General features: G+C 58.7%; 11 protein-coding genes. 2 read left to right on the top strand and 9 right to left on the bottom strand.

What is annotated here, in order from left to right:
- Window positions 1-33 precede the first annotated feature (33 nt).
- The 4 genes from NMD14_09495 to yceD are packed head-to-tail and all read right to left on the bottom strand — an operon-like array spanning window position 34 to window position 2,738.
- Window positions 34-993 carry a ketoacyl-ACP synthase III gene (locus NMD14_09495; GenBank protein ID XEI34588.1) on the bottom strand — a complete coding sequence of 320 codons (960 nt, stop codon included), beginning with the start codon at window positions 991-993 and terminating at the stop codon, window positions 34-36.
- A 7-nt stretch (window positions 994-1,000) separates the two neighbouring features.
- A complete protein-coding gene (plsX, locus tag NMD14_09490; protein ID XEI34587.1) occupies window positions 1,001-2,020 on the bottom strand; it encodes a phosphate acyltransferase PlsX in 1,020 nt (339 codons plus the stop codon).
- A gap of 9 nt (window positions 2,021-2,029) precedes the next feature.
- Complete coding sequence (rpmF, locus tag NMD14_09485; GenBank protein ID XEI34586.1) at window positions 2,030-2,197, bottom strand: 50S ribosomal protein L32; 168 nt, start codon at window positions 2,195-2,197, stop codon at window positions 2,030-2,032.
- A 19-nt stretch (window positions 2,198-2,216) separates the two neighbouring features.
- A complete protein-coding gene (yceD, locus tag NMD14_09480; protein XEI34585.1) occupies window positions 2,217-2,738 on the bottom strand; it encodes a 23S rRNA accumulation protein YceD in 522 nt (173 codons plus the stop codon).
- Window positions 2,739-2,857: 119 nt separating this feature from the next.
- Between yceD and NMD14_09475 the strand changes: the two genes are divergently transcribed.
- A complete protein-coding gene (locus NMD14_09475) occupies window positions 2,858-3,439 on the top strand; it encodes a Maf-like protein (GenBank protein ID XEI34584.1) in 582 nt (193 codons plus the stop codon).
- Between the two features lie 76 nt (window positions 3,440-3,515).
- On the opposite strand, the gene NMD14_09470 is transcribed toward NMD14_09475, so the two are convergent.
- Together NMD14_09470 and rluC are read right to left on the bottom strand one after the other, a co-directional pair.
- Window positions 3,516-4,163: an HAD-IA family hydrolase gene (locus NMD14_09470; protein XEI34583.1), complete on the bottom strand. Its 648-nt coding sequence runs from the start codon at window positions 4,161-4,163 to the stop codon at window positions 3,516-3,518.
- On the bottom strand, window positions 4,163-5,107 hold the full coding sequence (gene rluC / locus NMD14_09465; protein ID XEI34582.1) for a 23S rRNA pseudouridine(955/2504/2580) synthase RluC: 945 nt from the start codon (window positions 5,105-5,107) through the stop codon (window positions 4,163-4,165). Before rluC ends, NMD14_09470 begins: the two co-directional genes overlap by 1 nt.
- A 413-nt stretch (window positions 5,108-5,520) precedes the next feature.
- Between rluC and rne the strand changes: the two genes are divergently transcribed.
- Window positions 5,521-8,655 carry a ribonuclease E gene (gene rne / locus NMD14_09460; protein XEI34581.1) on the top strand — a complete coding sequence of 1,045 codons (3,135 nt, stop codon included), beginning with the start codon at window positions 5,521-5,523 and terminating at the stop codon, window positions 8,653-8,655.
- 628 nt (window positions 8,656-9,283) lie between these two features.
- Here rne and NMD14_09455 read toward each other — a convergent pair.
- From NMD14_09455 to prmB, 3 genes are all read right to left on the bottom strand, one after another.
- Window positions 9,284-10,651, bottom strand: coding sequence for a DEAD/DEAH box helicase (locus NMD14_09455; GenBank protein ID XEI34580.1), 1,368 nt, complete (start codon window positions 10,649-10,651; stop codon window positions 9,284-9,286).
- Between the two features lie 519 nt (window positions 10,652-11,170).
- The gene (gene aroC / locus NMD14_09450; GenBank protein XEI34579.1) at window positions 11,171-12,259 is read right to left on the bottom strand and encodes a chorismate synthase; all 1,089 of its coding nucleotides are present in this window, start codon (window positions 12,257-12,259) and stop codon (window positions 11,171-11,173) included.
- A 12-nt stretch (window positions 12,260-12,271) separates the two neighbouring features.
- The gene (prmB, locus tag NMD14_09445; GenBank protein XEI34578.1) at window positions 12,272-13,207 is read right to left on the bottom strand and encodes a 50S ribosomal protein L3 N(5)-glutamine methyltransferase; all 936 of its coding nucleotides are present in this window, start codon (window positions 13,205-13,207) and stop codon (window positions 12,272-12,274) included.
- Window positions 13,208-13,263 lie beyond the last annotated feature (56 nt).

Genomic DNA, 13,263 nt, shown 5'->3' with positions numbered 1-13,263 from the left:
GACGGGATGATGATGACACCATCCCGCCGAAGATCAGAGGCGAACCAGCGCCGAACCCCAGGCAAAACCGCCGCCAAAGGCTTCCAGCAGTACCAGCTGACCCGGTTTGATCCGGCCATCCCGTACCCCTTCATCGAAGGCGACCGGAACAGAAGCGGCAGAGGTATTGCCATGCTTGTCGAGGGTCAGCACCACCTTGTCGAGGCTCATGCCAAGCTTCTTGGCAGTGGCACTGATGATGCGGAAGTTGGCTTGATGAGGCACCAGCCAGTCCAGCTCGCTCGGTTCGATGCCAGCCGCAGCTAGCGTTTCGGTTACGATCTCGCTCAGCCGGGTGACCGCTACCTTGAAAACATCGTTGCCCTTCATATACATGTAGGCTTCGAGCTCGGCCCCTGGCATGCCACGACGGGGGTGGGGTAGCTTGAGCAGCTCGCCATAACGGCCATCGGCATGGAGATGGGTAGAGAGGATGCCCGGTGTCTCGCTGGCACCGACAATCACAGCCCCTGCCCCATCACCAAAAATAATGATGGTGCCGCGATCTTGCGGATCGCACATACGGGAGAGCACATCGGCTCCGACAACCAGCACGTGGCGAGCGGCGCCGGATTTGACGAACTGATCGGCAATGGAGAGCGCATAGGTGAAACCGGCGCAGGCCGCCGCCACATCAAAGGCAGGAATGCCCGGTACGCCGAGCAACCCTTGCAGCTCGCAGGCAGCAGCCGGGAAGGCATTTTCAGCACTGGTGGTGGCCAGCACTATCATATCGAGATCGGCAGCGGTCAGACCGGCTGCATCCAGGGCTCGCAGGGCGGCCTGGTAAGAGAGGGTGGCAACGGTCTCATCAGCACCGGCAATACGGCGCTCACGGATACCGGTGCGTTCCACGATCCACTCATCACTGGTCTCAACCATCTGCTCAAGATCGGCGTTGGTACGCACTGAACTCGGCAGGTAGCTGCCAGTACCCAGAATTTTGCTATGCATAGAGTTCTTATAGATCCCTGTCAGAGAAGACAGCTTCAAGGCGATCTGCTATTTGCAGTGGAAGTTGATGTTTGGCCTCTTGTGCGGCCAGCAGGATCGCATTACACAGGGCAGGCCGTTCGGCCCGCCCATGACTTTTTACCACAATGCCGCGCAATCCTAACAGACTTGCGCCGTTATACTGGTCGGGGTTCAGGTAAGAAAAGCGTCGTTTGAACATAAATCCGGCGATCCGGCCAAGAAAACTGCGTTTCTTGCGGGGATATCCGGCCAGCTGGGCCATCATCCGCACCACCCCTTCCGCCGTTTTGAGGGCCACATTGCCGACAAAGCCGTCGCAGACAATCACATCGCTGTCGCCGCTGAAGATGCGATCCCCTTCGATGAAACCAACGTAGTTGATCGCGCGGCACTGGCGCAACAATTCGGCGCTGTGGCGCACCAGATAATTGCCCTTGATCTCCTCCTCGCCGATGTTGAGCAAGGCGATCCGCGGCGATGCAATGCCTTCGACCTTTTCGGCCACGACGGAGCCCATCACTGCAAACTGCAGCAAGGTATCGGCATCGCAACTGACGTTGGCTCCGAGATCCAGCATCACGGTGCGTTTGCCGCTCAATGTCGGTAACGCTTTGATGAGGGCGGGTCTGTCTACCCCTGGCAGGGATTTGAGCACGCACTTGGCCATCGCCATCAGCGCGCCGGTATTGCCGGCACTGACGCAGGCATCGGCCTCACCGGTTTTCACCAGATTGAGTACCACCCGCATGGAGGAGTCTTTCAGAGTACGCAACGCCACGATCGGTTTATCACCCATGCCAACCACCTGGGATGCATGTACGAAACGAACGCGGGGATGATTCAGCAAGCCATGTTGCTGCAGCAGAGAAGAGGTCTGGTGCTGGTCGCCGACCAGGATCAGTTTTAGCTGGGGTAAAAGAGACAGTGCCTGCACGGCGGCAGGCACTGTTTCCGAGGGGCCAATATCTCCCCCCATGATGTCTAGCGCGACAGTTTGCGTAGACAAAGGCAATCCTTAAGCGATTACCTTTTTACCGCGGTAGAAACCATCGGCAGTCACGTGGTGACGACGATGAATTTCGCCACTGGTCTGATCAACAGTCAGGGCAGCGGTGGTCAGCGCATCGTGGGAACGACGCATGCCACGCTTGGCACGGGTTTTACGGTTCTGTTGTACGGCCATTGTAGGCTAACTCCTAAATTCACTTACGTTTAAGCTCTTCAAGAACTGCAAAGGGATTCGGCCGCTCATCAGCAGGTTCGATTTCACCCCAGGTCATATCCATGTTCCCTCTCGGGCAGGCATCCATCGGATGCATTGCGACTTGAGGCAACGAGAGGATGAGTTCATCCTCCAGGATTTGATGAAGATCTATCTCGCCGTTTTCGTCCAACTCAATGGGCTCATAAGCTTCCGGCAGCTCTTCCTCGTTTGTTCTTTCGAACAGCGGAGTGTAGATAAATTCAGCTTCACAGAGGTGTTCGAATGTCTCTCCGCAACGTTGGCAAACCAGGTCAACCTTGGCATGGGCAGTGCCTTTCATAACGGTCAACTTCTGGACATCTTTGCCAAAGTGCAGTGATACCTCGATATCACTCTGCAAGCCAGCGGTTGATTCCTCCAGCCTGGGCATCTGCGACTTTTCCACTATCCCGATGTAATCGAGCAGCTTCAAGGCACTACGGACTGGATCAACCTTAACGGGCAACTTCACCTTTTGCATAGGGCGCGAATAATATAGGTCCAACAACTGATAGTCAAAGGAAAAAGTCCTTACCGCCGATGATTTTAACGTCACAAGTCCCTAGAATGCCGGTACCTGCTTTCATCGGTATCTCGATTATGCCACAGAATCTGATCCTCGCCTCAACTTCTCGCTATCGCAAAGCCCTGCTGGAGAAGCTTGGCCTCCCCTTTGAATGTGCCTCGCCCGAGGTGGATGAGCGCCCGCTGGCTGGCGAATCCGCCGACGCGCTGGTGGCCAGACTGGCCCGCGCCAAGGCTGATGCTATCGCCCAACATCGTGATCACGGCTTGATCATCGGCTCTGATCAGGTGTGTGTCTGCGATGGTCGCATCCTCGGCAAACCGGGCACTATCGGCAATGCCATCGCCCAGCTAATGGCAGCCCAGGGTCGCAGCGTCACCTTCTACACCGGCCTGTGCGTGATGAATGCCGCAACCGGTGAGGCTCATCAGCTAGTGGAACCTTTCACCGTTCATTTTCGCAATCTCGATGAAGCCGCCATTCGCCGCTATGTAGAGGCAGAATTGCCCCTCGATTGTGCGGGCAGCTTCAAATGTGAAGGTATGGGGATCGTGCTGTTCAGGGGGCTGGAGGGGCGCGATCCTAACGCCTTGATCGGTCTGCCACTGATCGGTCTGATCGAGCTACTGGATCGCCATGGTATCGCCCTGCCTTGAGGGGAGCTATATGCCTGCCATGAAAAACGGGAGCCAAGGCTCCCGGTTTTCATTTTTCATCCGCCATATCTCAAGGCTAACCCAGCAACCGCTGGAGCTCAGCCATGGTATCGACCACCGCCAGCGGATGGTGAGCCAGCAAGCGTGCACGATCGTGCACGCCCCAGCTCACCCCGATCCGCGGCATAGCCAGTGCCTCGGCCATAGCCATGTCGTGGATGGAATCACCGATCATCACCGCCTGGTGCGGGGCAATGCCCAGCTCATTCAGAATTTGCGTCAGCATAAGGGGATCGGGCTTGGAGTTGGCCTCGTCCGCCCCACGCGTGGCGGAAAACAACGGCCGCAGACCGCTATCATCCAGTACCCGGTCGAGGCCACGGCGGGACTTGCCGGTGGCGATTGCCAGGACAATGCCTTGTTCATGCCAATGCTGTAGCAGCTCCCTCACCCCGGCAAATAACGGGCTGGGAGTGCTGTCATGCACGTAATGGTGGCGATAGCTGGCAATCAGGGCAAGGGCACGTTCGTCGCCCGGCGTCAGGGCAAACAGCCGGGGGATGCCAACCTCCAGGCTGAGACCGATGATCTGGTGCGTCTCGACTGCGGTGGGCACGGGCTCAGCACAGTCACGAGCCGCGTGCGCCACACACGCAACAATCCGGCCCACCGAATCCATCAGGGTACCGTCCCAATCGAAAATGGCGAGCCGGATATCTTGCATTAGTGCGCCAGCTTTTCCAGGAAACCGTCAAGCTCAGGGGCAAGGGGGGCTTCTACCTGCATCTCACGACCATCGGCCGGATGAGTGAAGCTGAGCTTCCAAGCATGCAAAAAGAGTCGTTTCAGTCCTTGGCTGCGCATTTTCTCGTCAAACGCTGCTTCACCGTACTTATCGTCACAGGCGATCGGGTGACCGGCATGCAGGGTATGCACGCGGATCTGGTGGGTACGGCCGGTGATGGGGCTGCACTCGACCAGGGTCGCTTCGGCAAATTGACGCACAATGCGGAACCGGGTTTCGGAGGGCTTGCCATCGGCGCTGACCCGCACCACCCGTTCACCGGATTGCAGATCGTTCTTTCGCAGCGGAGCGTTGACCACCTTGACGTGGGCCTGCCACTTGCCACGTACCAGCGCCAGATATTGCTTGCGCATGGTCTTGACGCGCAACTGCTCATGCAGGCTGCGCAGGGCGCTGCGTTTTTTGGCAACCAGCAGCACGCCGGAGGTGTCGCGATCGAGCCGATGCACCAGTTCGAGAAAGCGGGCTTCCGGACGCAGGGCGCGCAGTCCTTCGATAACGCCAAAGCTCAAACCGCTGCCACCGTGCACGGCCATGCCGGAGGGCTTGTTCAGCACGATCATGGCATCGTCTTCGAACAGGATCTGACTCTCCAGACGCTGGATAACACCGAGGTTGGCCGACGGCAGCTCATTCTTCTCGGCAACGCGAACGGGAGGTACCCGCACCTCGTCACCCGCGCAGAGTTTGTACTCCGGTTTGATGCGCTTTTTGTTTACCCGCACTTCACCTTTGCGAAGGATGCGATAGATCAGGCTCTTGGGGACGCCCTTTAGCTGAGTCTTGAGAAAATTGTCGATGCGCTGCCCGTCATGCTCAGCTTCGATGGTGAGCAGCTGCACTTGTTGTTGTATCTGTGTCATGGCGCGGATTTTAACACTGCCAGCGCCCCTTGGCTGCATGGTTTGTTGAAAAATGGCGCCTTGCTATAAAAGAGGTTTAAATGGGATAATAAACAAGGTTTTGTCATTGTGTTCAAGCCTTGTACTAAGTGGCCAAAAAGTATGCCACCCAATCCCGAAACACCGTGTCTACAAGAACATGACGGTTCCCGGGTGCGAGGTACAACGCATGGAGAACACAAACATCACCGTTTATTTGTCTCCATTTCGGCATCCTTATTCATTCCTTCTCGAGAAGTGATGACCAGAGCGCCCTTAGTTTGCGCCTCATGCATACCCCAACCGGGAGGTTGCCCCAGTATGCTGAAGACCCGAGGCCGGCGCCGGCAGGACCCAGATGGAGGAAATCAAAATGACACAATAATGAGAACTCAATGAAAAGAATGCTTATCAACGCAACTCAAGAAGAGGAGTTGCGCGTAGCGCTGGTTGACGGACAACAGCTCTACGATTTGGATATTGAAAGTCCGGGACACGAGCAGAAGAAAGCGAACATTTACAAGGGTAAGATCACCCGCGTAGAACCCAGCCTTGAAGCTGCTTTTGTTGACTACGGCGCCGAGCGCCACGGTTTCCTGCCGTTGAAGGAGATCGCCCGCAATTACTTCCCCTCCGGTTACTCCTATCAGGGTCGTCCCAACATCAAAGAAGTGGTCCGTGAAGGTCAGGAAGTCATCGTCCAGATCGACAAGGAAGAGCGTGGCACCAAGGGTGCAGCCCTCACCACCTTTATCAGCCTGGCAGGTAGCTACCTGGTGCTGATGCCCAACAACCCCCGTGCCGGTGGTATCTCCCGCCGCATCGAGGGTGATGAGCGGACCGAACTGAAAGAAGCCCTGAGCGGATTGACCGTGCCGGAAGGCATGGGCCTGATCGTGCGTACCGCCGGTGTGGGCAAGTCTCCGGAAGAGTTGGAGTGGGACCTGAACGTTCTGCTCAATCACTGGGACTCCATCCACAAGGCCTCCCAGGAGCGCGCTGCGCCGGTGCTGATCCACCAGGAAAGCAACGTGATCGTGCGTGCTATCCGTGACTATCTGCGTCGCGATGTGGGCGAGATCCTGATCGACAATCCGGTGATTTTCGAACGCGCCAAGGCCCATATCGAGCTGGTACGCCCTGATTTCCTCAACCGTGTGAAGCTGTACAAGGGTGAAGTTGCCCTGTTCAACCACTTTCAGATTGAGAGCCAGATCGAGTCCGCCTTCCAGCGTGAAGTGCGCCTCCCCTCCGGCGGCAGTATCGTTATCGATCCGACCGAAGCCCTGACCTCCATCGATATCAACTCCTCCCGCGCCACCAAGGGCGGCGATATCGAAGAGACAGCGCTGCAAACCAACCTGGAAGCGGCGGACGAAATTGCCCGTCAATTGCGCCTGCGCGACTTGGGTGGCCTGATCGTTATCGACTTCATCGACATGACGCCGGTTCGCCATCAGCGCGAAGTGGAAAACCGTCTGCGTGAAGCGGTTCATCAGGACAGGGCCCGCATCCAACTGGGCCGGATCTCCCGTTTCGGTCTGCTGGAGATGTCTCGCCAGCGTCTGCGTCCCTCTCTCAACGAGTCCAGCAGCCATATCTGCCCTCGTTGCCAGGGTCAGGGCGTGATCCGTGACAACGAATCCCTCGCCCTGTCCATCCTGCGCCTCATCGAAGAAGAGGCCATGAAGGACAACACCGAGCAGGTTCACGGCCAGGTGCCGGTGGATGTTGCCGCCTATCTGCTTAACGAGAAGCGTGCCGCCATCGCCAGTCTGGAACAGCGCAATGATGTGCGTGTTTACATCATTCCGAACCAGCATCTGGAAACCCCGCACTACGAAGTGACCCGCATTCGTCAGAACGAGATCCCGGAAGCGGCCAGCTACGAGCTGAAAACCGAAATTGCCAAGCCGGTCTACCAACCGAAGCAGGCTCAGGTGATCGAACGTGAGCAACCGCTGTTGCAAGGCTTTGCCCAACCGGCACAACCGGCCCCTGTTGCACCGCAACAACCGGCGGCGCCCGTTGCTGCGGCCCCTGCAGAGGCGGGCTTCTTCAGCAAGCTGATCAAAGGCATTACCGGCCTGTTCAGCAGCGATACAGCCCCTGCCGAAGTGAAAGCGCCCGTCGAGAAACCGGTCGTGCGTGAAGCTCGCAAAGAGGAGGGCCATCGACACCAGCGTGATGATGTCCGTGGCCGTGGTCAGCGTCCTCGTCGTGACGACAACCGCAACAACCGCAACACCGCGGAAGCTGGAGAGAAGCGTGAAGGTGGCAACCGCGAAGCCGGTGAAAACCGCAATCGTCGTCCCCGCAAAGAGCGCGAGCCGCGTCAGGAGCGTGAAGCCCGTAGCGAGACCCGTGGCGAAGTGCGCAGCGAACAGCGCATGGAACGTGAACCCCGTCAGGAGCGCGAGCCACGCGAACCTCGTCAAGAGCGTGCGCCACGTCCAGCCCGTGAACCGCGAGCTCCTCGTGAGCCGCGCGCCGAGGTCGTTGTTGAAGCGGTAGACGCCGTTGATGCAGTCGCCATCGAGCCGCGTCAGGAGAAAGAGCAAAAAGTGGCCGAGCGCCGCGAACGTCGTCAACTGCGCAAGCAGATCCGCGTCGATGTCGCCGCTGCTGACACCCCTGCCCTGCCGGTTGACGATGCAGCAGTGCAAGCTGAGGAGATCGATACCACCGTGGGTAACGAGCAGGAAGAGCAGAGTGAAGGCCAGCGCCGTTCACGCCGCACTCCGCGCAGCCAACGTATCGAAGGCCAACGCCGCAAGCGCATCAACGAAGATGCCCGCAGCCAACGTGACGAAGAACAGCAAGATACCACCACTCTGACCACAGCAGCCCAGGCAGATATTGCCAAAGCACTGGTTGAAGAGCCGATAGTACCTGTTGTCACCATCCCGAGCGCTGAAGCAGTCGCTGCCGCCCTGCAAGCCTCTGCGGCATTGACCGAGCATGTGGTTGTCGAAGCTGTTGCTGAAGAAGCTGCCGAGCAGGCCACTGCCCAAGTTGAAGCAACTCAAGCCGATGTGGCCGCAAACCCGGTTGTTGAAGCTGTCGCTGAGGTTGTAGTTGCCGCAGAGCCAGAAGTAGCCGTTGTCGCTGCGCCGGTTGCCGAAGTGGTCACCACCACCGTGGTTGAAACCGCACACGTTGTTGAAACGGCTCCGGTTGTTGAAGAAGCAACTGCCGTAACAGCTCCTGTTGTGGAAGCCGCACCTGTCGCCGCTGTTGTCGAAACACTAGCACCTGCTGCGGTCATCGAAACCCCGGCTGCCGTGCCTGCAGTTGTGGTGGAACAAACGCCGGTCGTCACCAAACAGGTAGCACGCGGTGCTGGCTTGCTGGCTCGTGCCCGCAAGGCATCCGCCCCGATGGCAACCCCTGCCGAAGCCCCTGCCCTGCCTGCCCGCGAGCCGGTTAACTACCCGCCACTGGTACGCAACGAGGTGAGCACGTCAGGTCGTCATGGTGGCAGCACTGCCGCCGTCAACGTGGCCACCTGCCCGGCTGGTCGCCCCTAAGCGACCCCGGTTAACCCTCTAGCAAAAGCCACACCAACCGGTGTGGCTTTTTTTCACCCCGTACAATCGGGTGTTCTGAGGGTGTAGCCGCCAGCCAAACTGTTGCACGCGCGCCGACACCTCAGTCAGAAACCAGTCTGCATCCTCCTTCGATTCAAATCCCACTACCGCATCGTCTGCCCTCGACTGGGTCACAGGTCTGATTAGCGAAGTGTAATCAGACGTTCGCGAGAACCGGTTGCCACCATTTTGCAGGTATCCATCTTCGCACTATCCCCATCGCCACTGCGCTGGCAGAGCAGCCGATGACGCGTCGCTCATCGACCCGATTTGCTAAATCGTAGGTTGGTGATGAACGAAGTGAAGCCCAACGTTTAGTGCAAACAGCCTTCTCAAGGCCAGGATCGGATAGTTCGGAGTTCCCTTCTGATCAGGCACTGGCGTGAATAAAGTTGAGTGCCTGCTCGACACGCATAAAAAAATCCGAAACCAATCAACAGGTTTCGGATTTTTACACATCAGAATGATCGATCAGCTGATCCTCAACTGACTGGCATTATGCCAAATTGGCAGGGCTTTTTCAGTCAACCGTAACGCTGAGGAGCCTGGCTCCCGAGCCGCTTACTACTTACTGGTTGTGGGTCGCGCGGCGCGGGCGACGAGCCTGAGCCGGTTTGCCGGCGCCGCCTTCAGGACGCTGGCCACCCTGGGGCTTGGGTTTGCCGCCGTTGGCAGAGCGACCGGCACCCTGACGCTGGCCTTGACCTTGCGGACGCGGCGCACGGCGCTGCTCGCTCGGGTCACGGGGCTCTTTGCGCAGCGGCGCGCCGATACCACGGCTTATGTTATCGAGCGTCTCGCGGGAGGCTTCAAAACCAGCTACTTGCTCGCACGGAATGTTCTGCTTGGTCAGCCGCTCGATCGCCTTGATCAGCTTGCCTTCATCGGCCGCGACTAGGGAGATGGCGTGACCGGCAGCACCGGCACGACCGGTACGACCGATACGGTGCACGTAATCTTCCGCCACGTTGGGCAGCTCGAAGTTGACCACTTGCGGCAACTTGTCGATATCCAGACCACGGGCAGCGATATCGGTCGCCACCAACACCTTGACGCTACCATCCTTGAAACCGGCCAGCGCGCGAGTACGGGCACCCTGGCTCTTGTTGCCGTGAATGGCGGCGGCGCTGACACCGTTCTTGTCGAGGGTCTCGGCAACGCGGTTAGCCATGTGCTTGGTACGGGTGAACACCAGTACCTGCTGCCAGTTGTTGCTGGTGACCAGATGACTCAGCAGCGCGATCTTGTAGGCCTTGTCACAGGGGTGCACCAGCTGCTCGATACGCTCGGCGGTACTGTTGCGCGGGGCGACTTCGATCACCGCCGGGTTATCCAGCAGACCGGTGGCCAGTTCGCGGATCTCATCGGCGAAAGTAGCGGAGAACAGCAGGTTCTGGCGCTTCTTCGGCAGCAGGGCCAGGATGCGGCGGATGTCGCGGATAAAGCCCATGTCGAGCATGCGATCTGCTTCGTCCAGCACCAGGATTTCCACTTCATCGAACTTGACGGCGTTCTGGTTGTAGAGATCCATCAGACGACCCGGGCAGGCCACCAACACATCCAGACCACGACGGGTAGCCATCATCTGCGGGTTGATGCTCACGCCGCCGAAGACCACGTGGCTGCGGATCGGCAGGTGTTTGCCGTAGTTACGCACGCTCTCGCCTACCTGGGCAGCCAGCTCGCGAGTCGGGGTCAGCACCAGGGCGCGGATGCGGTTCGGGGAGACCTTGCGCTTGCTCTCCATCAGACGTTGCAGCATCGGCAGGGTAAAGCCTGCGGTCTTGCCGGTCCCTGTTTGGGCCGCCGCCATCAGATCGCGGCCAGCCAGAACGGCGGGGATCGCTTGCTGCTGAATGGGAGACGGGGTGTCGTAGCCTTGCTCGGCAACGGCACGCAACAAGGGTTCGGCCAGACCGAGGGAAGTAAAACTCATAGTTACCTGCTAGGGATAGGGGCGCCGGGGATTTGTGGTGGGGCTCCTCTGCTGAGCCGATGCCATCTCACAAGATCTGGGCCTATTGAGAAAACAACGATTTCCCCGGGGAGCAGAGCAAAGGGGAAAGAATAGAGGCGCAGTCTAACGGAGTTGCCCGGGATAAACGAGAAAAATGTGATGTTCCTCCCAGCATGTTTGTCAAAAGCAGGTCTCCGTCCCACCCGGCAACGCCGCTCAAGAACTCATTCGGATCAGGTTATGCTGGATGCCAGATAACAGCGATATCGCCGCATCCGTGCTGTCCAAGGAGGTTAAGGTTCATGCGTGCTATCTTCTGTCGGCCACCCCTAGCTGGCACTTGGACTCTCTCTGCCGCTGCGTTGTCAACAAACCCGGCTGAGCCGGAGACACTCGGCCAGTCATCCAGCACGATGAATGCCCATGAAAAAGGCGACCCTGAGGTCGCCTTTTGACTGGAACTTCGCCAATCGATCAACCAAGCGGTGGGCTGGCCGATCAGCGCAGCTGCGGGGTATGGGTCAACACCCCCTGATTCTGGGCGCGATGGCGCAACAGATGATCCATCAACACCAGCGCCAGCATCGCCTCGGCGATGGGCACGGCGCGGATGCCAACGCAAGGATCGTGGCGACCCTTGGTGATCATCAGGGTGGCCTCGCCTTCGGTATTGATGGTCTTGCCCGGCACAGTGATGCTGGAAGTGGGCTTGAGCGCCATGCTCACCACGATATCCTGACCGGACGAGATACCCCCCAGAATGCCGCCCGCATGGTTGCTGGCAAAGCCCGCCGGGGTCATCTCGTCGCGATGCTCGGAGCCTTTTTGCTCCACCACCGCAAAGCCGTCGCCGATCTCCACCCCTTTCACCGCATTGATGCCCATCATGGCGTGGGCAATGTCGGCATCGAGCCTGTCAAACACCGGCTCACCCAGGCCCACCGGCACATTGCGCGCAATGACCTGTACCTTGGCACCGATGCTGTTGCCCTCTTTCTTCAAGTCGCGCATGTATTGATCCAGTTCTTCCAGCTTGCCCGCATCGGGGAAGAAGAAGGGGTTCTGCTCAATCTGCGCCGCGTCGAACGCCTCGGCCTTGATGGGGCCGAGCTGGGAGAGATAACCGGTGATCTCGATGCCATGCACCTGTTTGAGGTACTTCTTGGCAATGGCCCCCGCGGCTACCCGCATCGCGGTTTCGCGGGCGGAGGAGCGACCACCGCCACGATAGTCGCGCTGACCATACTTCTGGTGATAGGTGTAGTCAGCGTGACCCGGCCGGAACAGATCCTTGATATCGGAGTAATCCTTGGAGCGCTGATCGGTATTCTCGATGAGCAGCCCGATGGAGGTGCCGGTGGTCTTGCCCTCGAATACCCCGGAGAGGATCTTCACCTCATCCGGCTCACGGCGTGGCGTGGTGTAGCGGGAGGTGCCCGGCTTGCGCCGATCCAGATCGCCCTGCAGATCCGCTTCGCTTATCTCCAACCCAGGCGGGCAACCATCGACCACGGCGCCCAGCGCCAGGCCGTGGCTCTCACCAAAGGTGGTGACCCGAAAGAGTTGACCAAAACTGTTCCCTGCCATGCGCGCTCCTGCTTAGTTCTTGTAGATGGCAAAATGATCCTGATACTGCGCCAGCTCGTCACGGGTCATCACAAAGACACCGTGTCCGCCGTTTTCGAATTCAACCCAGGTAAAGGGGATCTCGGGGAACTGGGCTTCCAGATGGATCATGCTGTTGCCCACTTCGACTACCAGCACGCCGTTATCCTTGAGGAAGTCGGCCGCATGGGCCAGCAGACGCTTGGTCAGCTTGAGACCATCGGAGCCGGACGCCAGTGCCAGTTCGGGCTCGTGACGGAATTCATCCGGCAGATCCGACATGTCTTCGGAGTCCACATAGGGCGGGTTGGAGACGATAAGATCGTACTTGTCACCCGCCGGCAGATCGCGGAACAGATCGGAGCGGATCGGAATGACCTGCTGCTCCAGCCCGTGATCGTTGATGTTGCGCTCGGCCACGTTCAGCGCATCGATGCTGATGTCGATGGCATCCACTTCCGCTTCCGGGAACTCGTGGGCCATGATGATGGCGATGCAACCTGAGCCGGTGCACAAGTCCATGATCCGGGTCGGTTCATGTTTGAGGAAAGGCGCGAAGCGGTTGGCCACCATCTCGGCAATGGGGGAACGGGGAATGAGCACCCGCTCGTCCACGTAGAACTCCCAACCGGCATACCAGGCCTTGTTGGTCAGGTAGGCGGCCGGTACCCGCTCCTGTACCCGGCGGATAATCAGCTCGGCGATACGGTGACGCTCCCTGCTGGTCAGACGGGAGTGGCGCATGGCCGGGTCTACATCCGGTGGCAGATGTAACGCGGGCAGTACCAGCTGCACAGCTTCATCCCAGGCGTTGTCGGTTCCATGACCGTAAAAAATCCCGGCGTCGTTGAAACGACTCATGGCCCAACGCAACATGTCCTGGATGGTGTGCATCTCGGCAACCACCTCATCGATAAATATCTTGTCCAAATCCACCTCCAAGTCGAGTAATATCCGGCCCGAGCCCCGTTTACCTAGCGGGCAAG

The sequence above is a fragment of the Aeromonas veronii genome (assembly GCA_041319085.1).
In the GTDB taxonomy this organism is placed as follows: domain Bacteria; phylum Pseudomonadota; class Gammaproteobacteria; order Enterobacterales; family Aeromonadaceae; genus Aeromonas; species Aeromonas veronii_F.
This window is presented reverse-complemented; position numbering and strand designations above follow the sequence as displayed.

Bases quoted from the DNA above. Each gene is read 5' to 3' on its own strand.
- rne (XEI34581.1), top strand. From the start codon at position 5,521: ATGAAAAGAATGCTTATCAACGCAACTCAAGAAGAGGAGTTGCGCGTA.
- NMD14_09475 (XEI34584.1), top strand. From the start codon at position 2,858: ATGCCACAGAATCTGATCCTCGCCTCAACTTCTCGCTATCGCAAAGCC.
- NMD14_09470 (XEI34583.1), bottom strand. From the start codon at position 4,163: ATGCAAGATATCCGGCTCGCCATTTTCGATTGGGACGGTACCCTGATG.
- rluC (XEI34582.1), bottom strand. From the start codon at position 5,107: ATGACACAGATACAACAACAAGTGCAGCTGCTCACCATCGAAGCTGAG.
- rpmF (XEI34586.1), bottom strand. From the start codon at position 2,197: ATGGCCGTACAACAGAACCGTAAAACCCGTGCCAAGCGTGGCATGCGT.
- NMD14_09455 (XEI34580.1), bottom strand. From the start codon at position 10,651: ATGAGTTTTACTTCCCTCGGTCTGGCCGAACCCTTGTTGCGTGCCGTT.
- yceD (XEI34585.1), bottom strand. From the start codon at position 2,738: ATGCAAAAGGTGAAGTTGCCCGTTAAGGTTGATCCAGTCCGTAGTGCC.
- NMD14_09495 (XEI34588.1), bottom strand. From the start codon at position 993: ATGCATAGCAAAATTCTGGGTACTGGCAGCTACCTGCCGAGTTCAGTG.
- aroC (XEI34579.1), bottom strand. From the start codon at position 12,259: ATGGCAGGGAACAGTTTTGGTCAACTCTTTCGGGTCACCACCTTTGGT.